The organism is Streptomyces sp. NPDC020422, assembly GCF_044386705.1.
GTDB lineage: Bacteria > Actinomycetota > Actinomycetes > Streptomycetales > Streptomycetaceae > Streptomyces.
Genome location: NZ_JBIRVJ010000015.1, coordinates 22670 through 47521, shown reverse-complemented (window position 1 = coordinate 47521; position 24852 = coordinate 22670). Strand labels below are relative to the sequence as shown.

Below are 24852 nucleotides of genomic sequence, written 5' to 3'. Positions count from 1 at the left end.
CTTTCCCGACCCTCCGGCTTTTCCGGCCCCCGGCTTTCCGGCCCCCGGCTTTCCCGACCCTCCGACCTTCCCCGCCCTCCGGCCTTCCCGGCCCTCCGCGCGCGCTCCCCTTTCGAGTGAACCGGGTACGGCAGGTGACGTAACGCGCGCCCCGCGCCCGGGTGCCCGGGGCGAGGGTGACCCGGTGTCCCCCGTGCCCTCCCAGCTGACGCCCCGCCGTGCCGTCCCCGCCGCGCGCGGGCCCTCCCCCGCACCGTCCCGGCGGCTGCCGCGCCCGCTGCGGCAGGCGGCCCCGGCGCTGCTCGGCTATCTGGCGGTACGGCTGCTCGGCCTGCTGGTCCTCGCCCGCTGGGCGCACCTGAGGGGCCACGGGGTGTGGCCGACGCTGGCGACCTCCTGGGACTCGGGCTGGTACCTGGGGATCGCCGACCACGGCTACGACGCCGAGCTCGGCACCCGCACCAACCACAACAACCTGGCGTTCTTCCCGCTGTACCCGGTCCTGGTCAAGGCCTTCGCGGCCGTCACCCCCGGCTCGCGCGCCTCCGTCGGCCTGGTGCTCGCGTGGGTCTGCTCGCTGCTCGCCGCCTGGGGGGTCTTCGCCGTGGGCGAGCGGCTGCACGGGCGCCGTACGGGCACGCTCCTCGCGGTGCTGTGGGGGGCGACGCCGGTCGCGCTGGTGCAGTGGATGGGCTACACCGAGTCGCTGTTCGCGGCGCTGGCCGCCTGGGCGCTGTACGCCGTCCTGACCGGCCGCTGGGCGTGGGCGGCGGGCCTGGCGGTGGCGGCGGGGCTCACCCGGCCGACGGGGGTCGCGGTCGCGGCGGCGGTGGCGGCGGGCGCCCTGCTCGCCGTCCGGCGGGGTGAGCGCCGGGCGCTGCCGGCCGCCCTCGCGGCCCCGCTGGGCTGGCTGGGCTACGTGGCCTGGGTCGGGGTGCGGCTCGGGCGCTGGGACGGCTACTTCGCGGTGCAGCGGACGTGGACCAACCAGTGGGACGGCGGCGCGGAGACCCTGCGGCAGCTGCGCGAGCTCCTGGTCTACGCCCGCCATCCGCATCTGTTCCTGGTGGTGGTGTCGGTCGTCCTCGTGGTGTCCGCCGGCCTCTTCCTGCTCTGCCTGGCGGACCGTCAGCCGCTGCCGCTGCTGGTCTTCTCGGGGGTGCTGCTCCTGGTGGTCCTGGGTAGCGGCGGTGTCTACTTCCCGCGCGCCCGCTTTCTCGTTCCCGGCTTCCCGCTGCTCCTCCCGGTGGCCCTGGCGCTGGCCCGCGCGCGGCGCCCGGCGGCGGGTCTGGTCCTGGCGGGGGCGGCGCTGTCGTCGGCCTGGCTGGGCGGCTACATGCTGCTGGTCTGGCCGGGGCCGCCGTGACGGCAGTGACGGCAGTGACGGCAGCTGTCACAGGACTGTGACAAAGGGGACGAGGTTGTGACGGCTGCAGAAGGTTCCTGACACGGACGGAGGTTTTAACCTCGGAGGGTTGACACGTGAACCACTAGTGACTCTGAGGGGGGACACGTTGCGTGACACACGAACAAGCGGGGCCCTGAAGACCGCGGGCGGCAGACGCCTGACGGCGACCGCGGTCGCCATGACGGCGGCCGTCGCCACGCTCGCACCGCTCACCGGGGGGACGGCGGCAGCGGCGGAGGCACCCACGGCGCAGGCGCCGCTGACGATTCCGGCGGAGCACTTCCGGGACCCGGGCAAGCTCCGTTTCGCCGGCGCCACCGGCTTCCTGCACGAGGACACCTTCGGCGTCTCCTGGGTCTCGTACGCGGACGGCAAGGCCACGAAGCTCGGCTCGGAGGGCCAGTTCGCGGTCCACGGCGGCGGCGGAGACGTCATCGCCCGCGAGTACGCCGCGAAGGTCGTCCTCCAGGACGGGCCCACCGGCGCCCAGCGGACCGTGACGATCCCGCAGGGGCAGCACTTCCACAGCGTCCAGGCCGGCCGCGTCATCACCTCGGGCAGCAGCACGCACGTCCTGTCCATCGAGAACGGCGTCCAGAAGGACCGCGTGGTGGTGGCCCCGGCCGGTGCGGCCTGGGCCTCCCCGATCATGCTGGACGAGCGGCAGGGCAACGGGCAGGGCTTCTTCATGGCCTACTCCCTGAACGGCAAGACGCTCGTGGGGTGGGTCGACGACTTCACCGATCCGGTGATCAAGCCCACCGCCATCCCGTGGGACCAGACCGGCCACGGGCCGGGCGTCTCCGGAACCCGCGCCTTCTTCTGGGACTACCGGGCCAAGCGCGTGAGCGTCTGGGACCTGACCGGCGACCTGACCAAGCCGGTGGCGGAGATCGCGGTGGACGACGGCTACCCCAAGGCCGTGGTGGGCCAGGACGTGCTGGTGGAGAGGGCCAGGACGGGCAACAGCCCGTACGTGCTCTACCCGTTGTCGGGCGGCGAGCCCCGGCCGGCCTTCGAGGCGGTCGACGTCGCCACCCTGGCGGACGGCAGTGTGCTCGCCACGGTCAGCGGCGCGGAGAAGGAGGCCGCCGTCCACAAGGTCTCCTTCCCCACGGACGGTTCGGCGCCCACCCTCACCAAGGTGTACGACGTTCCGGAAGCGGTCTGGCAGACGCGGCGGTTCGCCCTCGCCCAGGGCGAGCTGCACGCCGCGGAGCACTCCGGGCTCCGCGACGACTACTACGGGCGGGTCACCAGCCGGAAGCTCACCCTCAGCGGCGAGCTCGCCGCGGGCCCGAAGACCGACCGGGGCTTCGAGCACGAGAGCCCCACCCCGGGCTACTGCAACCCGGACTGCGTCCCGGTCCTGCCCACCGGTGACGGCCGGCTGGTCTTCTACGCGTACCCGGGCTACCTGCACGTGGTCGACGAGGGCCAGGGCATGGACGACGGCACCTACGCCGGTTCCGAACCCGACTGGTACTACACGGGATACCAGGCCTCGGGCCGGTACACCGCCTACAAGGTCAAGGACCAGTACACGTCGAAGCCCGGCCTGCACGAGGTCTACGACCTCGACGCGAAGAAGATCGCGTTCAGCCCTGTGCTCGGCGACCGAAAGACGTCGCTGAACGGCGGCACCCTGTGGGCCGAGTCCACCACCACCGGCACCGTCGACGCCATCGACGTCCGCACCGGCGCGACCAGGCGCTCGGTGAAGGTGGCCGGCTGCGACCTCACCGGGCTCCAGGTCGTGGGCTCCTTCGCGTACTGGAAGTGCGCCACGGGCGCCGGGGTGAAGAACCTCGACACCCTGGCGGACGTCACCCTGCCCGCGCACACCAGCGCGCTGCTCGGTGACGGTTACGTGGCCCACGAGAAGGGCGGCACGCTCTCCGTCACCCCGCTGCGGGGCGGCGGCGCGACCCGCGCGATCGGGACCGTGGCCGACTCCCGGCCGGACTACGGCTGGACGGTCGACAAGTTCGGCGGTCACGTCGGCTACGTCGACGCCGACCAGGCCGTCCACGTCGTGCCGACCGGAGTGCCCGCCTCGCCGCTGGGCCTGCTGGACGCCGAGGAGTCCCCGATCGTGGACCGCAAGGCGGAGAAGCCGGTGTGGGCCGCGAAGTGGTGGCTGAACAAGCCGGCCGCCTCCTGGCGGATGGACATCCGCGACAGCGCGGGCACGGTCGTGCGCACCCTCCAGGGCGGCGAGACCCGCGGTGTCGTCAAGCCCGCCTGGGACGGCAAGGACGCGCAGGGCAACGCCCTGCCCGACGCGCTCTACTCCTGGTCGCTGACGGCCGCTCCGGCGGACGGGGCGGGCCCGGCGCTCACCCGGGCCGGCGATGTCGCCCTGGTCCGCGGGCAGTCCACGCTGGCCACCGGGCGGTACGAGCCGGTGACGCCGACGCGCGTGATGGACACCCGCTCCGGCACCGGTGTCGCGAAGGCGAAGCTCGGCGCGGACAAGACGGTCACGCTGACGGTCGCCGGCCGGGGCGGGGTGCCCGCGAAGGGCGTCTCGGCCGTGGTCATGAACGTGACGGCGACGAACGCGACGGCGTCGACGTTCGTCTCGGTCTACCCGTACGGGACGACCCGGACCAGCGCCTCCAACCTCAACGTGGTGGCGGGACAGACCGTCCCCAACCTCGTCGTGGTGCCCGTCAAGGACGGCAAGGTCACCTTCTACAACCGCAACGGCTCGCTCGACCTGATCGCCGACGTCGCCGGCTACTACACGCTCGCGGGGACGGGCTCGCTGTACGAGCCCGTGACACCCACGCGCGTGATGGACACCCGTGACGGCACCGGTGTCCCGAAGGCCAAGGTCGGCGCGGGCGAGACGGTCTCCCTGACCGTCGCGGGCGCGGGCGGCGTCCCGGCCACGGGCGTCACGGCCGTGGTCATGAACGTGACCGCCACCAACCCGACGGCGTCGACGTTCGTCTCCGTCTACCCGTACGGGACGACCCGGACCAGCGCCTCCAACCTCAACGTGGTCGCCGGACAGACCGTCCCCAACCTCGTCGTCGTCCCCGTCAAGGACGGCAAGGTCACCTTCTACAACCGCAACGGCTCGCTCGACCTGATCGCCGACGTCGCCGGCTACTTCACCAGCGGGACCTCCGGCTCGCTGTACGAGCCGGTGACCCCGTCGCGGCTGATGGACACCCGCTCCGGCACCGGCGTCCCCAAGGCCAAGGTCGGCGCGGGCGCGACGGTCTCGCTGACCGTCGCGGGCAAGGGCGGCGTCCCGGCCGCCGGGGTCACGGCCGTCGTCCTCAACGTCACGGCCACCAACCCGACGGCGTCGACGTTCGTCTCCGTCTACCCGTACGGGACGACCCGGACCAGCGCCTCCAACCTCAACGTGGTCGCCGGACAGACCGTCCCCAACCTCGTCGTCGTCCCCGTCAAGGACGGCAAGGTCACCTTCTACAACCGCAACGGCAGCGTCGACCTCATCGCCGACGTCGCCGGGTTCTACGGCCCCTGACCCACCCCTGAGCCGTAGCGCCGTCATCCCGAGGGCCGGGTGCGCACCCTGTGGTGCGTACCCGGCCCTCTGACGATATGTCACACGTTGACGACTGAACCACTGTTAGTGTCGGGGCAGTTGAGGCGGGTGGGGAGACGGACCGGGGGGTCCCGCGCCCAGCGCAGCCACCGCCTCCGCGCAGACTCGTCTGGGGAGGGACTCTTCTTTTGAGACAGACAACAACACGCCGCCGTGCGCGTGTCGCGGCGATCGCCGTCACGCTGACGGCAGCACTGGCCACCGTGGCACCGCTCGGAGCGGGCACGGCGGCGGCAGCACCGGCCGCTTCGGCGGAGCTGGTGATTCCGGGCGAGCGCTACGCGGCGCCGGACGCCGGACGGATCCAGCTGGCGGGCGCCACCGGCTTCCTCAGGGGCGACGGGGACTCCGGGCTCAAGTGGGTCCCGTACAGCGGCGGAACGGTCGGCTCGTACGCGAATCCCGACGGCAACCGGCTCTTCGGCACCGGCCGCGACCTGATCGCCCGGCTGGGCAACGCGCAGGACAGGGTCGACTTCACGGACGTCCAGGGCGAGACCACGATGACCGTGGCCATCCCCGCGGGCCATCGCTTCGCGACGGTGATGGGGACCGAGGTCATCACGGAGGAGATCAAGGACGGCGCGGTCGTCGCGGTGCACGCGCTGACCGTCGTCGACGGGGTCGCCAAGGACCGCACGGTCTGGGGCTTCCCGCAGGGCAGCACCGACATCGCGGTGTGGGACGGGGACAACGCCAAGGGCTTCCTCCTCTCCTACCGGGTGGACGGGGTGAAGAAGACCGCCTGGATCAAGGGCACGAACCTCGGCGTGTGGACGCTGGAGAACGTGCAGGACGTGAGCGCGAAGGGCGACTTCCTCTTCACCGTCTCTCCGGAGAGGCAGCTCAGGGTCTGGGGCATCGACGCCCCGCCCGGACAGGGCCTCCTCTACCAGCGGGACTGGCCGGAGGGCCTGGCCGCCCCGATCGGCATGGTCGGCAAGCACGTGATCGCCCGGTCGGCCTTCGACCCGGACGAGGCCACGCTGACGGACTACAACGCCGACGGCGGGGACGGGCGCACCATCCTCTCCCAGGTGCACGGCGACACCCGGATCACCCCGAACGGGCGCCTGCTGGCGGTCCGGTTCGGCACCGAGAACGCCCGCACCGTCCACTCGCTGCGGAGCGAGATCAGCGGGGGCGCGCTCTACGCCGACGCGATCCACAACATCCCGCAGGTCCCCACCGCCCGCCACCGCATCGCGGTCGCCCAGGGCGAGCTGACCTCCGTGGACCAGGTCCCGTGGGAGCAGCCCCGTCTGCGGGGCACCCGGCTCTCCGTCACCGACCCGATCACCGCCGAGGCGCCGCAGGACCGGGGCACCGGCAGCGACTTCGGCGCGCACTGCGCGCTGGAGTCCGACTGCCCGGTGCCCGTGCCGACGGGCGACGGGCGGGTCGTCTACCCGAACGCGCGGCAGGACCTGGTCCTCCTCGACGCCGGACAGCAGCTCCCCGGCGCGACCGTCGTCACCGGCGGCGTCGTCGACGACGTCGAGGCCTCGGGCCGGTACGTCTCCTTCCGCTCGCTGAACGGCACCCAGAAGGTCTTCGACCTCGACTCCCGGAAGATCGTCTTCGACCGCGGCGGGTTCACCGGACAGGCGACCTCACTGGAGGGCGGAACGCTCTGGTCGGAGGGCGCGACCCCCGGCACCGTCGACGCCGTCGACGTCCGCACCGGCGCGACCCTGCGCTCGGTGAAGGTCGCCGACTGCCACCTGAAGGACCTCCAGGTACGGCGCGACGCCGCGTACTGGAAGTGCGACACCGCCTCCGGCGTCACGGATCTGGGCGCCAAGACCACCCAGCCCCTGCCCGCGCACGACACCGCGGTCCTCGGTGACGGCTACGTGGCCCACGCCCTGGACGGCACCCTGTCGCTCACCCCGACCCGGGGCGTCGACCGGGCGACCCGGACGATCGGCCGGCCGGCCGACGCGCGGCCCGGCTTCGGCTGGGCGGTGGACCGCTTCAGCGGCCATCTCGCCTGGGTGGACGAGCTGCAGCGCACGCACGTGACGCCGAGCGGCGTCCCGGCGCCGGACGTCTTCGTCCTCGACTCGGTGCAGCCCACCGAACGCCTGGACCGCAGGGCGGCCGAGCCGCAGAAGTGGTCGGCGAAGTGGTGGTTCTCCAAGCCGGTCCGCCACTGGACCCTCACCTTCGTCGACGACACGAACACCCAGTCGCGCACGCTGCACGGCTGGCAGGTCCGCGGCGCGGCGGAGGTGACCTGGGACGGCACGGACTCGACCGGGCAGCCGATGCCCGACGGCGTGTACCGCTGGACGCTCGACGCGGAGCCCGAGTACGAGATCGGCGGTCCCGTCCTGCACCTGTCCGGGGAGGTGGCGCTGACCCGCCTGAGCTCGCTGGCCTCCGGCCGCTACCAGCCGGTGACGCCGTCGCGCGTGATGGACACCCGCTCCGGCACCGGCGTCCCCAAGGCCAAGGTCGGCCCGGGCGGGACGGTCAGCCTCCAGGTCACCGGCCGGGGCGGCGTCCCGGAGTCGAGCTCCGTCACCGCCGTGGTCCTCAACGTCACGGCCACCAACCCGACGGCGTCGACGTTCGTCTCGGCCTACCCGTACGGGACGACCCGGACCAGCGCCTCCAACCTCAACGTGGTCGCCGGACAGACCGTCCCCAACCTCGTCGTCGTGCCGGTCAAGGACGGCAAGGTCACCTTCTACAACCGCGCCGGATCCCTGGACCTGATCGCCGACGTCGCCGGCTACTACTGGCCCGGGCGGACCGGCTCGCTGTACCAGCCGGTGACGCCGTCGCGCGTGATGGACACCCGCTCCGGCACCGGCGTCCCCAAGGCCAAGGTCGGCGCGGACGGGACGGTCAGCCTCCAGGTCACCGGCCGCGGCGGCGTCCCGGAGTCGAGCTCCGTCACCGCCGTGGTCCTCAACGTCACGGCCACCAACCCGACGGCGTCGACGTTCGTCTCGGCCTACCCGTACGGGACGACCCGGACCAGCGCCTCCAACCTCAACGTGGTCGCCGGACAGACCGTCCCCAACCTCGTCGTCGTGCCGGTCAAGGACGGCAAGGTCACCTTCTACAACCGCGCCGGATCCCTGGACCTGATCGCCGACGTCGCCGGCTACTTCACCAGTGAGACCTCCGGCTCGCTGTACGAGCCGGTGACCCCGTCGCGGCTGATGGACACCCGCTCCGGCACCGGCGTCCCCAAGGCCAAGGTCGGCGCGGGCGAGACGGTCACCCTGACCGTCGCGGGCCAGGGCGGCGTCCCCGCCACCGATGTCACCGCCGTGGTCCTCAACGTGACCGCGACGAACCCGACCACGTCGACGTTCGTCTCGGTCTACCCGTACGGGACGACCCGGACCAGCGCCTCCAACCTCAACGTGGTCGCCGGACAGACCGTCCCCAACCTCGTCGTGGTACCGGTCAAGGACGGCAAGGTCACCTTCTACAACCGCGCCGGCAGCGTCGACCTCATCGCCGACGTCGCCGGGTACTTCGGCTCCTGAGCCGACCCGACGGCGGAAAGACCCGAGGGCCGGGTGCGCACCCCACGGTGCGCACCCGGCCCTCGGGCGTAGGGGCGTACGGGCGGCTCAGCCGGTCGCGGAGAGCACGATGAGCAGCACCAGACCGGCCGCGGCGGGCGCGAGGATCTCGTACGCCCAGCGGATCTGCGGCGCGCCCTGCGCCTCGGGGCTGCCGGCGCGGCGCTCGGCCAGGTCGCGCAGGTCGGCGACGGTCTGGTCGGCGGGGGCGACCCGGGCCTTGGAGTCGGTGACGTCGGCGGTGACCGACGAGCGGCCGTGCGGGTCGTCCTGCGAGGCGCGCGCGGCCTGGCGGGCGGCGCGCTTGCGCTGGCGGAGCGAGACCGGGATGGCCCAGAGCTGGTACTTGGCGCCGTCCTGCGTGAAGACCTCGCTGGAGTAGCCGGCGCGGAGGTCGGCGACCGAGCCCCAGGGCAGCACGATGGTGCGGAACGGGTTGCGGATGCGCAGCCGCTCGTCGTTGGCGAAGACGGCGGGCCGGATCGTGAAGGCGACGATCAGGGGGACCACCAGGACGAGACCGGCGAGCGCCATCCACGGGACGCGGCCGTCGCCGCGGAACAGCGAGTCGCCGCCGAGGAGGGCGGCGAGGACGAGCAGGGTGACCCCGCCCGCGATCCCCATGGAGGACCGGTAGACGCGGTCGGCGTGGGCGGGCTCGGAGGAGGGCGGGGTAGGCGGCTCGGGGGTCGTCATGGGGCCGATTCTGCCTCAGCGCTCCCCGTTCGGCTCATCCGGCTCGGGTGAGCAGATCGGCGTACACGACGATGTTGTCGGGGCGGTGGCCGTCGACCAGCTCACCGCCGCAGGTGATCAGCCGCAACTCGGGCCGCTTGGTGTCCCCGTACACCTTCCGGGTCGGGAAGGCCTTCTTGTCGACCTGTTCCAGCTCGCGCACCCGGAAGACGGCGTCGGTGCCGTCGGCGCGGGTGACGGTGATGCGGTCGCCGACGTGGATCTTCGCGACGTCCTTGAGCACGGCGGGCCCCTCGGCGGTGTCGAAGTGGCCGATGAGGACGGCGGGGCCGGTCTCGCCGGGTGTGACGCCCTTGTCGTACCAGCCGATCCGGTCGGCCTGGGCGACCGAGGGCACCTGGACCGTGCCGTCCGCTTCGAGGCCGAGGTCGAGCAGCGGCGCCGCGTCGACGCCGGCCGCCGGCACCCGCACCCGTACGGGCTTCGAGCGCGGCATCGGTGCGGTGGCGAGCTGCGCGGCCGGCGCGGGGGCGGCGGTCGCCGAGATCCGCGGGGCCGGTGCGGCGGTCCCGTTCGGCGCCTCGCCCCCGGGCGCGGCACAGCCGGCCAGAGCGACGGCGGTGACGGCGGTGGCGGCGAGGGTGACCAGGAGGGGGCGGCGGCTGCGGCGGTTCATGGGGGTGCTCCGGGAAACGGGGTGCGGCGGGCCGCCGAGGAGGAGAGGCGGCCCGCCGCAGGGGTGTAGGGGTGTGGGGTCGCGCGCGGGTGTCAGCCGCGGGCGGCGGCGCGGCGGCGCAGGGCGGTGAGGCCGAGCCCGGCGACGACCACGGCGGCACCGGTGCCGGAGGCGGCGAACAGCGCGGTGTCGTTGCCCTGCTCGACGCTGCCGAACTCCGCACCGGCGGCGACCCCGCCCTTGGGCACGACGGAGGTCTGACCGCCCTGGGTGCTGGTGCCGGTCCCCGTGCCGGTTCCGGTCCCCGTGCCGGCGCCGGGGGTCTTGCCGCAGTCCTTCGGGAGCTTCGGGAAGTCGTTCCAGCGGTAGGGCGTGTCGCCGCCCTGGGTGCGCTGCCCGAACCGCGGGGTGGGGGTGTCGCCGCGCTCGATCTTCAGACCGTTGCGGGAGTCGAGGGGGTGCGCGCGGTCGACCGTGGAGACGGTCTTGCCCCGGGCGTCCTTCAGGACCGCCTTCGGGCCCTTCTTCAGGTCGTTGGTGAGGGTGACGCGCCAGGCGTCGCCGTACGACGAGGCGATGACCTCGGTGACGGTGCAGGTGCCGACGACGGTGGGGCCGCTGATGATCTTCGCCGGCGGCGGGGTGGTGCCCTGCCCGCCGGGCTTCACCTGCACGCAGCCCCGGGGGACCAGCGGGAAGTCGTTCCAGCGGTAGGGCGTGTCGCCGCCCTGGGTGCGCTGCCCGAACCGCGGGGTGAGGGTGTCGCCGCGCTCGATCTTCAGACCGTTGCGGGAGTCGAGGGGGTGCGCGCGGTCGACCGTGGAGACGGTCTTGCCCCGGGCGTCCTTGAGAACGGCCTTCGGGCCCTCGGCGGAGTCGTTGGTGAGGGTCACGCGCCAGCCGTTGCCGAAGGAGGAGCGGATGTCCTCGGTGACGGTGCAGATACTGGTGACCGTCGGGCCGCTGATGATCTCGGCCGGCGGCAGGGGCTGCTGCGGGTTGGCCTTGGCGCCCAGGTAGACGGGGGCGGCCTGCTTGGCGGTGCCGGGGACGTACGCGGCGAGCTCACCGCCGTGGCTGGCCAGGACGACGACGGACTTCCCGTACGTCCACACCGACCGGACCGGGTGGTACGCGTAGGTGAAGCCGTGGCCCGTGCCGGCCTTGTCGACCAGCTGGAGGCCCAGGCGGCCGTCCTTCGGGTTCTTGCCGAGCTCCACGACGGTGCCGTCGGCCAGCCGGTAGAGGCCGAGCGGCGTCTTGTAGGCGACGTTGCCCAGCCACGAGACCGTGCGGCCGTCCTCGAAGAGGACCAGGAAGCCGCCGTTGTTGTTGCCGGCGGCCGCCCGGCCGTTCGCCTCGACGGAACCGATGAAGGCGCCGGAGGCGTAGCCGTCCGCGCGGTACCAGGTCGGGCCGAGCTTGTAGACCTTGACGAGGGTGCCGTCGGAGAGGGTCTCCGTACGAACGAGGGTGCCGGTCGCCGGCGCCTCCGCGGCCGCGACGGGCTGCTCCGCCGCGAAGGCGGTTCCGGTGGCGACGACCGGGGTGAGCGCCAGGCCCGCGAGGAGGGCGGTGGCGACGGCGGTGCGGAGGGCGATGCGCATAACGACTCCTGAGGACAGTCAGGTGGCGGGTGGGAGAGTCGCATGCCGCTGACATCTCGTTCGGGTGGGGCCGGAGAGTTCTCGCTGGCTGCAGAAGAAACGTTACGGATCTTGCTTCAGGGAGTTGTCCGCTCCATGTCACGAGCATGTGACAGAGCTCACCGGAACCACACCTTCCCCTGACCCACCTGCGCTTTCGTCCGCTCGGACGAGCGGCCCCCTGTACAGGCCGCTACGCGCGTAGATATGCTCGACTGGTGACCATGCCCACCACTGCAACCGCAGCACACGCTTTCGCCGACGTGACCGCGTCCGACAGCACGCTGCGCCGCTTCCTCCACGGGCTGCCCGGCGTCGACGCCGTCGGCCTGGAGGCGCGCGCCGCGTCCCTCGGTACCCGCTCGATCAAGACCACGGCCAAGGCGTACGCCATCGACCTGGCCATCTCCATGATCGACCTGACGACGCTCGAAGGCGCGGACACCCCGGGCAAGGTCCGGGCGCTCGCCGCCAAGGCCGTCAACCCCGATCCGACCGACCGCAGCACCCCGAAGACCGCCGCCGTCTGCGTCTACCCCGACATGGTGGCCACCGCCAAGGCCGCCGTCGCCGGCTCCGGCGTCAAGGTCGCCTCGGTCGCCACCGCCTTCCCGGCCGGGCGCGCCGCGCTCCCCGTGAAGCTCGCCGACACGGCCGACGCCATCGCCGCCGGCGCCGACGAGATCGACATGGTCATCGACCGTGGCGCCTTCCTCGCCGGCCGCTACCTGGAGGTGTACGAGCAGATCGCCGCGGTCAAGGCCGAGTGCGGCGACCGCGCGCGCCTCAAGGTGATCTTCGAGACCGGCGAGCTGTCCACGTACGACAACATCCGCCGCGCCTCCTGGCTCGGCATGATGGCCGGGGCGGACTTCATCAAGACCTCGACCGGCAAGGTCGCGGTCAACGCCACCCCCGCCAACACGCTCCTGATGCTGGAGGCCGTGCGCGACTTCCGCGCCCAGACCGGCGTCCAGATCGGCGTGAAGCCCGCGGGCGGCATCCGCAACACCAAGGAAGCCATCAAGTTCCTGGTCCTGGTCAACGAGACCGTCGGCGAGGACTGGCTGGACAACCACTGGTTCCGCTTCGGTGCCTCCAGCCTGCTCAACGACCTGCTGATGCAGCGTCAGAAGCTGGCGACCGGCCGCTACTCCGGCCCCGATTACGTGACGGTGGACTGATCAACATGGCATCTGCATTCGAGTACGCGCCGGCGCCCGAGTCCCGGTCCGTCGTCGACATCGCGCCCTCCTACGGGCTCTTCATCGACGGCGAGTTCGTGGACGCCGCCGACGGCAAGGTCTTCAAGACCGTCTCCCCGTCCACCGAGGAGGTCCTCGCCGAGGTCGCCCAGGCGGGCACCGAGGACGTCGACCGCGCGGTGAAGGCCGCCCGGCGGGCCTTCGAGAAGTGGTCGGCACTGCCCGGCTCCGAGCGCGCCAAGTACCTCTTCCGCATCGCCCGGATCATCCAGGAGCGCAGCCGCGAGCTGGCCGTCCTGGAGACCCTGGACAACGGGAAGCCGATCAAGGAGACCCGCGACGCGGACCTCCCGCTGGTCGCCGCGCACTTCTTCTACTACGCGGGCTGGGCCGACAAGCTCGACCACGCGGGCTACGGCGCGAACCCGCGCCCGCTGGGCGTGGCCGGCCAGGTCATCCCCTGGAACTTCCCGCTGCTCATGCTGGCGTGGAAGATCGCCCCGGCCCTCGCGACCGGCAACACGGTCGTCCTGAAGCCGGCCGAGACCACCCCGCTCTCCGCCCTGTTCTTCGCGGACATCTGCCGCCAGGCGGGGCTGCCCAAGGGCGTCGTCAACATCCTCCCCGGGTACGGCGACACGGGCGCGGCCCTGGTCGAGCACCCGGACGTGAACAAGGTCGCCTTCACCGGTTCGACCGCGGTCGGCCGGGCCATCGCCAAGTCGGTGGCCGGCACGGACAAGAAGCTCACCCTGGAGCTGGGCGGCAAGGGCGCCAACATCGTCTTCGACGACGCCCCCGTCGACCAGGCGGTCGAGGGCATCGTCAACGGCATCTTCTTCAACCAGGGCCAGGTCTGCTGCGCGGGCTCGCGCCTGCTGGTCCAGGAGTCGGTCCACGACGAGGTGCTGGACTCCCTCAAGCGCCGCCTGAGCACCCTGCGCCTGGGCGACCCGCTCGACAAGAACACCGACATCGGCGCCATCAACTCCGAGGAGCAGCTGGCCCGGATCACCTCGCTCGTCGAGCAGGGCGAGGCGGAGGGCGCCGAGCGCTGGACGGCCGCCTGCGAGATCCCCACGGCCGGCTACTGGTTCGCCCCGACGCTCTTCACGAACGTCACCCAGGCGCACACCGTCGCCCGTGACGAGATCTTCGGCCCGGTCCTGTCGGTGCTGACCTTCCGTACGCCCGACGAGGCCGTCGCCAAGGCCAACAACAGCCAGTACGGCCTGTCGGCGGGCATCTGGACGGAGAAGGGCTCGCGGATCCTCGCGGTCGCCAACAAGCTCCGCGCCGGGGTCGTCTGGGCCAACACGTTCAACAAGTTCGACCCGACCTCGCCGTTCGGCGGCTACAAGGAGTCGGGCTTCGGCCGCGAGGGCGGCCGTCACGGTCTGGAGGCCTACCTCGATGTCTGATGCGACGCGCCTCAGTGTCTTCAAGACCTACAAGCTGTACGTGGGCGGGAAGTTCCCGCGTTCCGAGAGCGGCCGGGTGTACGAGGTGACCGACTCCAAGGGCAAGTGGCTGGCCAACGCCCCGCTGTCCTCCCGCAAGGACGCGCGTGACGCGGTCGTCGCCGCGCGCAAGGCCTTCGGCGGCTGGGCGGGCGCGACCGCGTACAACCGCGGCCAGATCCTCTACCGGGTCGCCGAGATGCTGGAGGGCCGCAAGGGCCAGTTCGTCCACGAGGTCGCGGACGCGGAGGGCCTGTCGAAGAGCAAGGCGGCCGTGGTCGTCGAGGCCGCGATCGACCGCTGGGTCTGGTACGCGGGCTGGACCGACAAGATCGCCCAGGTGGTCGGCGGCGCCAACCCGGTGGCCGGCCCGTACTTCAACCTGTCGACCCCCGAGCCGACCGGTGTCGTCACCGTCCTCGCCCCGCAGGACTCGTCCTTCCTGGGCCTGGTCTCGGTGATCGCCCCGGTCATCGCGACCGGCAACACGGCGGTCGTCGTCACCAGCGAGAAGGCCCCGCTCCCGGCCCTCTCCCTGGGCGAGGTGCTCGCCACCTCCGACCTGCCGGGCGGTGTGGTCAACCTGCTCTCCGGCAAGGCCTCCGAGATGGGCCCGCACCTGGCGGCCCACCAGGACGTCAACGCGATCGACCTGACCGGCGCGGACGCCGACCTGGCGCGCGAGCTGGAGATCGCGGCGGCGGACAACCTCAAGCGCGTCCTGCGCCCGCGCACCGAGGACTTCACCGAGTCCCCGGGCACGGACCGCATGACCGCGTTCCTGGAGACGAAGACGGTCTGGCACCCGACGGGCTCGCTGGGCGCGTCCGGCTCGGCCTACTAGCCGCAGGCCCCGTCACGCCGTCGGCACCCGGGCCCGGGTGCGGCCCCCGAGGCCGCGCCCGGGCCCGCCGCCGTCACGGCAGGAGCGACTGGGTCAGCGGCCCCGCGACCGGCAGATCGGCCACCGCCCCGCCCTGCGTGAGGTGATCGGTGACCAGACCGGTGCCGACCGGCTTGAAGTCGGCGACCTGGGTGCCGACGCCGTTGTCGATCGGGTCGACACCGGTCTTGGCCAGCGGGTCGAGCTGGAGCCGGGTCAGCGGGGCGACCCCCTGGCCCACGCCCTCCAGGGCGGCCTCGCCGTCCGTCTGGGTCAGCGTGTCCACCGGGAGCGGTACGCCCACCCCCTCGGCGGCCTGCGCCGCGGCGCCCGCGCCGAGCAGGGCGGCGCCGGCCGCCGTGACGGTGAGCCCCGCCTTCAGCAGAGCGCTGCGGCGGGAGGATCGGGAAGCGGCGTGACTCGCCATGGGGAGAGGTCCTTCCGAAGGGTGATCGAGCGGGCACCGACAGTAGTGGAGGTGTGATGCTCGATACCAACGGGCCGCCTGGGTGGTCCCCTACACGGGGGAATGCTTCACACTGGTGTCCCGTGAGTTCCCAACCGATCCCGACCCGGGTCGTCCTGCTCGCGGGCCCCTCAGGCTCCGGCAAGTCGTCCCTCGCCGCCGTCACCGGACTGCCGGTGCTGCGCCTCGACGACTTCTACAAGGAGGCCGACGACCCCTCCCTGCCGCTGGTCGAGGGCAGCGCGGACATCGACTGGGACTCCCCACGCTCCTGGGACGGGGACGCGGCGGTCGCCGCGATCGTGGAGCTCTGCCGCACCGGCCGCACGACCGTCCCCGTGTACGACATCTCCACCAGCTCGCGCGTGGACCACGAGACGCTCGACATCGAGCGGACCCCGCTCTTCGTCGCGGAGGGCATCTTCGCGGCCGACATCGTGGCGCGCTGCCGTGAGCTCGGCGTCCTCGCCGACGCGCTCTGCCTGCGCGGCCGCCCCTCGACGACCTTCCGCCGCCGGCTGCTCCGCGATCTGAAGGAGGGCCGCAAGTCGGTCCCGTTCCTGCTGCGCCGCGGCTGGCGCCTGATGCGCGCGGAGCGCTCCATCGTCGCCCGGCAGACCGCCCTGGGCGCCCACCCCTGCGCCAAGGACGAGGCCCTGGGCCGCCTGGCCGCCGCGGCGGCCGGCCGCTGCCGCGTCCCCGCGGCGCGCTGACCCGAACCGAACGCGCCGAGGGCCGGTCAGGAATCCCCCGATCCCGACCGGCCCTCGCCGTTTTCCCCCGTACCCCCGTACGTTCCCCCGTGCTCCCCCGTTCCCCCGTGACGCCCTCAGGCGACAAGCTCGCCGAAGGACTCCTCCTCGTCACGGCCGAAGCTCAGCACCTCGTCCTCGCGCAGCCTTCGCAGGGAGCGCCAGATGCTCGACTTCACCGTGCCGACACTGATGTCCAGGATCTCCGCGATCTCCGGATCCGTACGGCCCTCGTAGTAGCGCAGCACCAGCATCGTGCGCTGGAGCTCGGGCAGCCGGGCCAGGGCCTGCCACAGGACCGCGCGCAGCTCCGTACCCCGCATCGCGTCCGTCTCGCCCACCGTCTCCGGGAGCTCCTCGGTCGGGTACTCGTTGAGCTTGCGCCGGCGCCAGGCGCTGATGTGCAGGTTCGTCATCGTGCGCCGCAGATAGCCGCCGACCGCGGCCTTGTCGCTGATCCGGTCCCAGGCCCGGTACGTGGAGAACAGCGCGCTCTGCAGCAGGTCCTCGGCCTCGAAACGGTCACCGGTCAGGTGGTAGGCGGTGGCGTACAGGGAGGCCCGGCGCTCCTGCACGTAGGCCGTGAACTCGGCCTCCGAACAGCCGGAGCGCTCCCCCGTGACCTCCCCGTACACCGCTGCCCCGTCAGCCACGGCGACCATGTAGGGCGCCTTGTGCTGACGCCCGACGCTGCGAACGCACCCCCGTCCGTTCACCGCGCCGGACTTCTCGGTGCTCCGCGTGACGTCGTGGAGACGCGTGACAACTGCGCTTGAGGTGGTGCTGTGCAGTGCGTTCATCGTGCGCCCCCCGTCGGTGGAGTCCGTAGGTCCTTGATGTCGAAAAGCCTGCCCGGCCGACTTCATGGCGGTGTCCGCCGACTGTCACAGGCGTGTCACAGGCGGGGGGTCGCACGGTCGAGCGTCCCGACGGTCGAACTCGGACGGCCGCATGGGACAGAATGAGGCCGTGCCTTTCCTGTTGCTGATCGAGGACGACGACGCCATCCGCACGGCCCTCGAACTCTCCCTGTCCCGCCAGGGCCACCGTGTGGCCACCGCGGCGACGGGAGAGGACGGTCTGAAGCTGCTCAAGGAGCAGCGCCCCGACCTGGTCGTACTGGACGTGATGCTGCCCGGCATCGACGGTTTCGAGGTGTGCCGCCGGATCCGGCGTACGGACCAGCTGCCGATCATCCTGCTCACGGCCCGCAGCGACGACATCGACGTGGTCGTGGGCCTGGAGTCCGGCGCCGACGACTACGTGGTCAAGCCGGTCCAGGGCCGGGTGCTCGACGCCCGGATCCGGGCCGTGCTGCGCCGCGGCGAGCGGGAGTCGACCGACTCGGCGAGCTTCGGCTCGCTGGTCATCGACCGCTCCGCGATGACCGTCACGAAGAACGGCGAGGACCTCCAGCTCACCCCGACCGAGCTGCGGCTGCTCCTGGAGCTCAGCCGGCGGCCCGGACAGGCCCTGTCGCGCCAGCAGTTGCTGCGCCTGGTGTGGGAGCACGACTACCTGGGCGACTCGCGCCTGGTCGACGCCTGTGTGCAGCGGCTGCGCGCCAAGGTCGAGGACGTGCCGTCCTCGCCGACCCTGATCCGTACGGTGCGGGGCGTCGGCTACCGACTGGACGTCCCTGCGTGAGCAAGGGGATCATCGCGGGGCTCCGGCTCACCAGCCTGCGGCTCCGCCTCGTCGTCGTGTTCGCCCTCGTGGCGCTCACCGCTGCCGCCGCCGCCTCCGGCATCGCGTACTGGCTGAACCGCGAGGCGGTCCTCACCCGTACCCAGAACGGGGCGCTCAACGACTTCCGGCAGGAGATGCAGAACCGGGCGGCGACCCTCCCGGTGCGGCCCACCGAGGAGGAGCTGCGCCGCACCGCCGAGCAGATGGGCGGCGGCAGCGCCGGCTACAGCGTGCTGCTGATCGGCGAGCGGGACGCGGGCAAGCCGATCGTCGGGGCCTCGAACCCGGACGTGTTCACCCTGGCCGACGTGCCCCGTTCGCTGCAGACCGCGGTGGAGACCAAGCGTCCCGTGACGGACGCCAACGACTTCCCGTACCACCTGTTCTGGCAGCGGACCCAGCGCGGCTCGACGCCGTACCTGGTCGGCGGGACGAAGATCGACGGCGGCGGGCCGACCGGCTACATGTTCAAGTCGCTCGCCGCGGAGAAGGCCGACCTCAACTCGCTGTCCTGGTCCCTCGGGATCGCGACCGGGCTCGCCGTGATCGGCTCGGTGCTGCTCGCGCAGGTCGCGGCGGCCACCGTGCTGCGGCCGGTGCACCGGCTCGGCGAGGCGGCCCGCCGGCTCGGCGAGGGCAAGCTGGACACCCGGCTGCAGGTCTCCGGCACCGACGAACTGGCCGACCTCTCCCGTACGTTCAACAGCGCCGCCGAGTCGCTGCAGAAGCGGGTCGACGACATGAGCGCCCGGGACGAGGCGAGCCGTCGCTTCGTCGCGGACATGTCCCACGAGCTGCGCACCCCGCTGACCGCCCTGACGGCCGTCACGGAGGTCCTGGAGGACGAGCAGGACTCGCTGGACCCGATGATCGCCCCGGCGGTCGCGCTGGTGGTCAGCGAGACCCGGCGGCTCAACGACCTGGTGGAGAACCTGATGGAGGTGACCCGCTTCGACGCGGGCACCGCCCGGCTCGTCCTCGACGACGTGGACATCGCCGACCAGATCACCGCCTGCATCGACGCGCGCGCCTGGCTGGACGCGGTGGACCTGGACGCCGAGCGCGGCATCGTGGCGCGCCTCGACCCGCGCCGGCTCGACGTGATCCTGGCGAACCTGATCGGCAACGCGCTCAAGCACGGCGGTTCGCCGGTGCGGGTGTCGGTGCGGACGGAGGAGACCGACAGCGGAGAGGACCTGGTGATCGCGGTGCGCGACCACGGGCCCGGCATCCCGGTGGAGGTCCTGCCGCACGTCTTCGACCGCTTCTACAAGGCGAGCGCGTCCCGGCCGCGGTCCGACGGCAGCGGTCTCGGCCTGTCGATCGCGATGGAGAACGCGCTGATCCACGGAGGTTCGATCACGGCCGCCAACTCGGCGGACGAGGAAGGCCGGGTCGACGGCGCGGTGTTCGTGCTGCGGCTGCCCCGGGACGCCTCCGGGATCGCGCGGGAGCTGCAGACCCGCAGCAGCCAGGGCGAGGTGGAGGAGAGTTGAGACGTCGCCGTACGGGCGCCCTGCTGGGCCTGGGCATGGCGCTGGTCGCCGTTGTTGCCTCCGGCTGCGGGATCAGGACGACCTCGGTGCCGGTGGACGCCGGCGCCGCGCCCTCGCGGGTGCCGTGCACCATGACCGGGGAGGCGGACGGGGCCGGGAAGCAGGGGGTGCGGCTGCGCGTGTACCTGCTGTGCGGGGCGCAGCTGGAGGCGGTGGAGCGCCGCTCGCCGCTGCCGGAGGAGAAGGCCGTCGGCGATCCGGTGCGCACCGCCTCGGCGCTGCTCGCGCAGCTGGAGAGCGAGCCTTCGCCGGACGAGCGGGAGGCCGGGTTCACCACGGCGGTGAAGAGCCCGCTGAACGTGGTCGGCGGTCACGGCGGCGACCCGAAGGGGACCCTGCGGCTGAGCCGTCAGCCGGAGGACCTGCCGCCGACGGCGCTCGCGCAGATCGTGTGCACCTTCGCGGAGAGCGCGGCGGGCGCGGGGAGCGGGACGGTGGTGCTCGGCGGCCCCGGCGCGTACGAGCCGCGGCGCTACCGGTGCACGCAGGAGCTGAAGGAGCGCCCGGACTCGGCGGCACCGACGGTGCCGTCGGCGTCGGCGGCTCCATCGGCTCCGTAGGCGTCGACGGCCCGGTCGCCGTGATCGGCCCGGTCGCCGTGATCGGCCCCGTCGCCGTGATCGGCCCCGTCGGCGTGATCGGCCCCATCGGCCTCCTGAGGGCTTTCGGCGGAACCGATTCCGCCGGGGCGCGCGTCTTGGGGGGCGTGCAACCTCAAGGTTCGGATGGTTCCGGCGGTTCCTGCGGCAGTGCCGCGATGAGCGTTCGTGTGGCGGGGCTCGTCCTTCTCCTCGCGCATCTGGTGCTCGTCGCCTGGGTGACGCTCCGCCCACGGGACGTGGCCTGGGTGACCGCGCCGAACCTCACCCCGCTGGCCGGGCTCAGGATCGATCTGGCGCTCGGCCCGGCCGAGGCGGCCCGGCGGATCGGCGGGGGTCTGCTGCTCCTGGCCCCGCTCGGGGTGCTGCTGCCGATGGCGGACGGACGGCTCGCGGTCTCCCCCTGGGCGTCGCTGGCCCGGACGACGGCGGCGGGCGCCCTGGTGTCGCTGGCGATCGAACTGCTGCAGACGGCGGTGCCGGGGCAGGTCGTGGACGTGGACTCGGTGCTCCTGAACACCGCGGGGGTGGCGCTCGCGCATCTGCTCGTGGTGCCGGCCGGGCGGGCGCGGCTGCGCCGGGGGTCCAAGGCGGGGTCATCCTCGGGGAGGAGACGCGGGCGCGCCCCGCAGGGGGCGACCCCGACGATTCCCAGGGTCGGGATCGCCCCGTAGACCGACGTTTTGTCCTCGGGCCCCGGCGAGGATGGAGTCACAGGGGCCCGATCGAGCGGGCCCCGCGAGACTCCCGAAGGAGCCCACCATGGCCGCACTTGCCCGCCCCCGTGACGGACGCATGATCGGCGGAGTGTGCGCGGCGCTGGCACGGCGCTTCGGCATCTCCGCGGGAACGATGCGCGTGATCTTCCTGGTGTCGTGTCTGCTGCCCGGCCCGCAGTTCCTGCTCTATCTGGCGCTGTGGGTGCTGCTGCCGGCGGAGAAGTCGCCGAGCGCCGCCTGGTAGCCGCCGGCGACGCAGCACGCCTGAGGGCGCCCATCCCGATCCGGGGTGGGCGCCCTCAGGCGTGGTACGGGGCGCGTACGGGTTGCGTACGGGGGTGCCTCGGGGGTGCGTTACGGAGATCAGAGCCCGAGGCCGGCGGTCGGCAGGCCACCGGTGGGCAGGCCGGCGGGCAGGGCGCCGACCGGGAGGCCGCCGAGGAGGCCGGTGATCTGACCGGCCGGGGTGTGGGCGAGGCCGGTCTGCACGCCGTCCATCGGGACCTTGGTGGCCTGCTCGGTCACCGTCGGGAGGGCCTTGTCGGCCTGGTCGGCGATCTGCGGGAGGGTCCCGATGCCCTGGTCGGCGCCGAGGTTGAGGGCGTCCTGACCGGCTCCGAGGGTCTCGGCGACACCGGAGGGCAGCTCGGTCACGTCCTCGCCGAGCGGCACGACGTTGGTGACCGTGCCGAGCGCGTCGGGGCCGAGCGGCAGCGCGGTGGCGGAGGCCGTGCCGGCGGCGGCAGCGGCGAAAGCGGCACCGAGGGCGGCGACACCGAGCGTCTTGGCAGCAGACTGCTTCATCAGAAAATCTTCTCTCGGGGTTCTCGGGGAATGCAGAGTGGGTTCGCAAACTAATCAGCGAAAGCCCCGGCCGCAAATACCGAAATGCGGCCGGGCGTGGTGGGCCCGGCCGCATTCAGCGTCCCGCGAGCGGCGAGGTCAGCCTGCCTGCCGGGAAGAGTCGCTGGTGGTGGCAGTCTGCTGGAACAGCCATTCGGACTTCAGCTCGGCATATCCGGGCTTGATGACATCGTTGATCATCGCGAGGCGTTCATCGAAAGGAATGAACGCTGATTTCATCGCATTGACCGTGAACCACTGCATGTCGTCGAGTGTGTAGTCGAATGCCTCGACAAGGAATTCGAATTCCCGGCTCATGCTGGTGCCGCTCATCAGCCGGTTGTCGGTGTTGACCGTGGCCCGGAAGTGCAGCTTGCGGAGCAGCCCGATGGGGTGCTCCTTGTACGAGGCGGCGGCGCCGGTCTGGAGGTTGGAGGTGGGGCACATCTCCAGCGGGATGCGCTTGTCGCGCACATAGGCGGCGAGCCGGCCGAGGCTGACGGAGCCGTCGTCGGCGACCTCGATGTCGTCGATGATCCGCACGCCGTGGCCGAGCCGGTCGGCCCCGCACCACTGGAGGGCCTGCCAGATCGACGGCAGGCCGAAGGCCTCGCCGGCGTGGATGGTGAAGTGGTTGTTCTCCCGCTTCAGGTACTCGAAGGCGTCGAGGTGCCGGGTGGGCGGGAAGCCCGCCTCGGCGCCCGCGATGTCGAAGCCGACGACGCCGGTGTCGCGGTAGCGGTTGGCGAGTTCGGCGATCTCCAGGGCGCGGGCGGCGTGCCGCATCGCGGTGAGCAGGGCGCCGACCCGGATGCGGTGGCCGTTCTCCCTGGCCTGCCGCTCGCCCTCGCGGAAGCCCTCGTTGACCGCCTCGACGACCTCTTCGAGGGTGAGGCCGCCCTCCAGGTGCTGCTCGGGGGCGTAACGGACCTCGGCGTAGACGACGCCGTCCTCGGCGAGGTCGACGGCGCACTCGGCGGCGACCCGGACCAGGGCCTCCCGGGTCTGCATGACGGCGCAGGTGTGCGCGAAGGTCTCCAGATAGCGCTCCAGGGAGCCGGAGTCGGCGGCCTCCCGGAACCAGACGCCGAGCTTGTCGGGTTCGGTCTCGGGAAGGCTCTGGTAGCCCTGGGCGCGGGCGAGTTCGATGATCGTGCCGGGGCGCAGTCCACCGTCGAGGTGGTCGTGGAGGAGCACCTTGGGGGCACGGCGGATCTGGTCCGCGGTGGGGGTGCTGGGGATCTGGCTCGTCATTGCCGCACTCTAGCCCCTACGCGCGTAGAACGCGCCCCTCGGCGCGGGATTTTCCACCCGCCCACCCCGGCCCGCCCCGGCCCTCCGCGGACCGGCGCCCCCGCCCCCGCCGCCGCCACTCGCGCCTCACGAGTCGCGGGCGCCCGCCCGGCCCGCACGGACGGGGCGGACGTCTAGCCTGGACGCATGTCCCCCGCCGAGCCCCGCCCGCCGCGCGCCCCCGACGGCTCGGCCGATGCCGAACTGCGCCGGATCCACGCCTTCGTGGCCGCCTTCACCCGCCGGAAGGCGCGGCGGACGGTCGAGGTGCCCGGCGGCTTCGCCGCGCTCGACGACGCGTACGCGCTCTCCCGTGGCGACAACCACGTCCTGATCGAGGGCCCGACCGACCCCGGGGCGCTGCCCGCCCGGGTGGACGAGGTGCTGTCCCACCTGCCGCACCGCGCGGTGTACGTGCTCGACGCGGCGACCGGTGAGGCGTGCCGGGAGCCGTTCGCCCGGGCGGGGTACGCCTGCGCGACCGTCGTCCTGATGCGCCACACCGGTCCGGTGCCGGAGCTCGGCGGCGCCCGCGAGGTGGAGCTCGCCGCGCTGCGCGAGCCCGTCGCCGAGAGCTGGCGGCGCTTTCTGCCGGACGTTCCGCAGGACGTGGTCGACTGCCTGGTGGAGCGGCGGGAGGCGCGCCGCCGGGGCGCTCCCGACGTGCGCTTCCTCGCCTCGCACGACGAGTGGGGCCAGCCGGCCTCCTGGGCCGACCTGTATCTGGATCCGGACTCCGGACTCGCCCAGATCGAGGACCTGGTCACGGCCGGGTCCCACCTCGGCCAGGGGCACGCGGGCGTCGTCCTGGACACCGCACTGCGGACGGCCGCCGAGGCCGGCTGCCCGACCCGCTTCCTGGCGGCGCTCGCCGACGACTGGCCGCGACACTGGTACGAGCGACGGGGCTTCGTCCCGGTCGGCAGCGTGCACTGCTTCGAACGGGCATAAGGGAAAAGGCCGTTCAGTCGAGCGTGGCACACCAGCGATACGTAACAGAGACCGCGCGTACGGATGGCGTACACCTCGGCTTCTGAGACTGTTCTGCCATGGCGCACTACGCACTCGTAGGGACGGCCGGCTCCCGGAGACCCCGGCTCGGGCGGCCCGCAGGAGCGACGAACCCGGTCACCGAGGCGGGCGGGGTGGTCCTGTTGCTGCCCGACGGCGAGCCCTCCTCCGCGCGGGGGCCCTCGCCGCTGGCCCATGCGACGGCTCTGCCGCTGGCGCGGCGGCTCGCCCGGGCGGGGCGGGCGGACGGGCTCGTCGCGCATGTGGTCCGCTACCGGGGCCGCGGCTGGAACGGCACGGACGCCCAGCTCGCCGGGGACGCCTCCTGGGCGGTGTCGGAGGCGGTACGGCGCTACGGCGACGTCCCCGTCTGCCTCCTGGGACGCGGGATGGGGGGACGGGCGGCGCTGCGGGCCGCCGGGCACACGGCGGTGACGGCGGTGCTGGCGCTCGCGCCCTGGCTGCCGGAGGAGGACCGGGCGGCCGAGCCGGAGCCGGTGCGGCAGCTGGTGGGGCGCCGGGTGCTGATCGTGCACGGCACCAACGACGCCAGGACCGATCCCGAGCTGTCCTACCGCTTCGCCGAGCGGGCGAAGAAGTCCAACCGGGACACCTGCCGCTTCGAGGTGCACGCGGACGGGCACGGGCTGCGCCAGTACCACGAGGAAGTCGGCGCGCTGGCGGCCGACTTCGTGCTCTCCGCGCTCTTCGCGCACGCCCCCAGCCGTCCCCTCGCGGACGCGCTGGCCGCGCCGCCGCCGCTGGGGCTGCGGATGCCGTTGGCGGCGGGCTTCGGGAGGTCGCTGCGGTAGC

At 72.6% G+C, this 24852-nt stretch carries 21 protein-coding genes; 14 read left to right on the top strand and 7 right to left on the bottom strand.

Features of this window, described 5'->3' with window-relative positions; genetic code table 11:
* Nucleotides 1-184 precede the first annotated feature (184 nt).
* From ACH414_RS31965 to ACH414_RS31955, 3 genes are all read left to right on the top strand, one after another.
* Nucleotides 185-1366: a hypothetical protein gene (locus tag ACH414_RS31965; protein ID WP_398944545.1), complete on the top strand. Its 1182-nt coding sequence runs from the start codon at nucleotides 185-187 to the stop codon at nucleotides 1364-1366.
* A 148-nt stretch (nucleotides 1367-1514) separates the two neighbouring features.
* Nucleotides 1515-4916: a FlgD immunoglobulin-like domain containing protein gene (locus ACH414_RS31960; protein ID WP_386568063.1), complete on the top strand. Its 3402-nt coding sequence runs from the start codon at nucleotides 1515-1517 to the stop codon at nucleotides 4914-4916.
* 284 nt (nucleotides 4917-5200) lie between these two features.
* Complete coding sequence (locus tag ACH414_RS31955) at nucleotides 5201-8506, top strand: hypothetical protein (protein ID WP_398944543.1); 3306 nt, start codon at nucleotides 5201-5203, stop codon at nucleotides 8504-8506.
* Between the two features lie 87 nt (nucleotides 8507-8593).
* Here the strand turns inward: ACH414_RS31955 and ACH414_RS31950 are convergent, their stop codons facing one another.
* The 3 genes from ACH414_RS31950 to ACH414_RS31940 form a co-directional block, all read right to left on the bottom strand.
* Complete coding sequence (locus ACH414_RS31950; protein ID WP_382549050.1) at nucleotides 8594-9241, bottom strand: PH domain-containing protein; 648 nt, start codon at nucleotides 9239-9241, stop codon at nucleotides 8594-8596.
* A gap of 34 nt (nucleotides 9242-9275) precedes the next feature.
* The gene (locus ACH414_RS31945; RefSeq protein WP_382549048.1) at nucleotides 9276-9917 is read right to left on the bottom strand and encodes a class F sortase; all 642 of its coding nucleotides are present in this window, start codon (nucleotides 9915-9917) and stop codon (nucleotides 9276-9278) included.
* 92 nt (nucleotides 9918-10009) lie between these two features.
* The gene (locus tag ACH414_RS31940; protein ID WP_398944542.1) at nucleotides 10010-11524 is read right to left on the bottom strand and encodes a hypothetical protein; all 1515 of its coding nucleotides are present in this window, start codon (nucleotides 11522-11524) and stop codon (nucleotides 10010-10012) included.
* A 263-nt stretch (nucleotides 11525-11787) separates the two neighbouring features.
* Between ACH414_RS31940 and deoC the strand changes: the two genes are divergently transcribed.
* From deoC to ACH414_RS31925, 3 genes are read left to right on the top strand one after another with little or no spacing between them, the layout of a single operon-like run.
* Nucleotides 11788-12747 carry a deoxyribose-phosphate aldolase gene (deoC, locus tag ACH414_RS31935; protein WP_382549044.1) on the top strand — a complete coding sequence of 320 codons (960 nt, stop codon included), beginning with the start codon at nucleotides 11788-11790 and terminating at the stop codon, nucleotides 12745-12747.
* 5 nt (nucleotides 12748-12752) lie between these two features.
* Complete coding sequence (locus ACH414_RS31930; RefSeq protein ID WP_382549042.1) at nucleotides 12753-14189, top strand: aldehyde dehydrogenase family protein; 1437 nt, start codon at nucleotides 12753-12755, stop codon at nucleotides 14187-14189.
* Entirely contained in the window at nucleotides 14182-15072 is an 891-nt protein-coding gene (locus tag ACH414_RS31925) for an aldehyde dehydrogenase family protein (protein ID WP_382549040.1), read from the top strand. Before ACH414_RS31930 ends, ACH414_RS31925 begins: the two co-directional genes overlap by 8 nt.
* A gap of 73 nt (nucleotides 15073-15145) precedes the next feature.
* Here the strand turns inward: ACH414_RS31925 and ACH414_RS31920 are convergent, their stop codons facing one another.
* Nucleotides 15146-15538, bottom strand: coding sequence for a hypothetical protein (locus ACH414_RS31920; RefSeq protein WP_382549038.1), 393 nt, complete (start codon nucleotides 15536-15538; stop codon nucleotides 15146-15148).
* A gap of 56 nt (nucleotides 15539-15594) precedes the next feature.
* On the opposite strand from ACH414_RS31920, the gene ACH414_RS31915 reads away from it, so the two are divergent.
* The gene (locus ACH414_RS31915; RefSeq protein ID WP_382549036.1) at nucleotides 15595-16290 is read left to right on the top strand and encodes a uridine kinase; all 696 of its coding nucleotides are present in this window, start codon (nucleotides 15595-15597) and stop codon (nucleotides 16288-16290) included.
* A gap of 116 nt (nucleotides 16291-16406) precedes the next feature.
* Here the strand turns inward: ACH414_RS31915 and ACH414_RS31910 are convergent, their stop codons facing one another.
* Nucleotides 16407-17129, bottom strand: a complete 723-nt coding sequence (locus ACH414_RS31910; protein WP_123954574.1) for a SigE family RNA polymerase sigma factor — start codon at nucleotides 17127-17129, stop codon at nucleotides 16407-16409.
* 169 nt (nucleotides 17130-17298) lie between these two features.
* Here ACH414_RS31910 and afsQ1 point away from each other — a divergent pair, with 169 nt between their 5' ends.
* From afsQ1 to ACH414_RS31885, 5 genes are all read left to right on the top strand, one after another.
* Nucleotides 17299-17976 (top strand): response regulator transcription factor, encoded by a 678-nt coding sequence (afsQ1, locus tag ACH414_RS31905; RefSeq protein ID WP_205628185.1) that lies wholly within the window; start codon nucleotides 17299-17301, stop codon nucleotides 17974-17976.
* On the top strand, nucleotides 17973-19514 hold the full coding sequence (locus ACH414_RS31900) for an ATP-binding protein (RefSeq protein ID WP_382549033.1): 1542 nt from the start codon (nucleotides 17973-17975) through the stop codon (nucleotides 19512-19514). The genes afsQ1 and ACH414_RS31900 overlap by 4 nt, the downstream gene beginning before the upstream one ends.
* Nucleotides 19511-20134, top strand: coding sequence for a hypothetical protein (locus tag ACH414_RS31895; RefSeq protein ID WP_386568051.1), 624 nt, complete (start codon nucleotides 19511-19513; stop codon nucleotides 20132-20134). The genes ACH414_RS31900 and ACH414_RS31895 overlap by 4 nt, the downstream gene beginning before the upstream one ends.
* Before the next feature lie 197 nt (nucleotides 20135-20331).
* Nucleotides 20332-20847, top strand: coding sequence for a VanZ family protein (locus ACH414_RS31890; RefSeq protein WP_382549030.1), 516 nt, complete (start codon nucleotides 20332-20334; stop codon nucleotides 20845-20847).
* Nucleotides 20848-20935: 88 nt separating this feature from the next.
* The gene (locus tag ACH414_RS31885) at nucleotides 20936-21136 is read left to right on the top strand and encodes a PspC domain-containing protein (protein WP_132912694.1); all 201 of its coding nucleotides are present in this window, start codon (nucleotides 20936-20938) and stop codon (nucleotides 21134-21136) included.
* 119 nt (nucleotides 21137-21255) lie between these two features.
* Here ACH414_RS31885 and ACH414_RS31880 read toward each other — a convergent pair whose 3' ends face one another.
* A complete protein-coding gene (locus ACH414_RS31880; RefSeq protein WP_382549028.1) occupies nucleotides 21256-21696 on the bottom strand; it encodes a hypothetical protein in 441 nt (146 codons plus the stop codon).
* Nucleotides 21697-21834: 138 nt separating this feature from the next.
* The gene (locus tag ACH414_RS31875; RefSeq protein WP_386568049.1) at nucleotides 21835-22989 is read right to left on the bottom strand and encodes an adenosine deaminase; all 1155 of its coding nucleotides are present in this window, start codon (nucleotides 22987-22989) and stop codon (nucleotides 21835-21837) included.
* 186 nt (nucleotides 22990-23175) lie between these two features.
* Here ACH414_RS31875 and ACH414_RS31870 point away from each other — a divergent pair, with 186 nt between their 5' ends.
* Together ACH414_RS31870 and ACH414_RS31865 are read left to right on the top strand one after the other, a co-directional pair.
* Complete coding sequence (locus ACH414_RS31870) at nucleotides 23176-23979, top strand: GNAT family N-acetyltransferase (protein WP_382549024.1); 804 nt, start codon at nucleotides 23176-23178, stop codon at nucleotides 23977-23979.
* A 194-nt stretch (nucleotides 23980-24173) separates the two neighbouring features.
* Entirely contained in the window at nucleotides 24174-24851 is a 678-nt protein-coding gene (locus ACH414_RS31865; RefSeq protein ID WP_382549052.1) for an alpha/beta hydrolase, read from the top strand.
* Nucleotide 24852 lies beyond the last annotated feature (1 nt).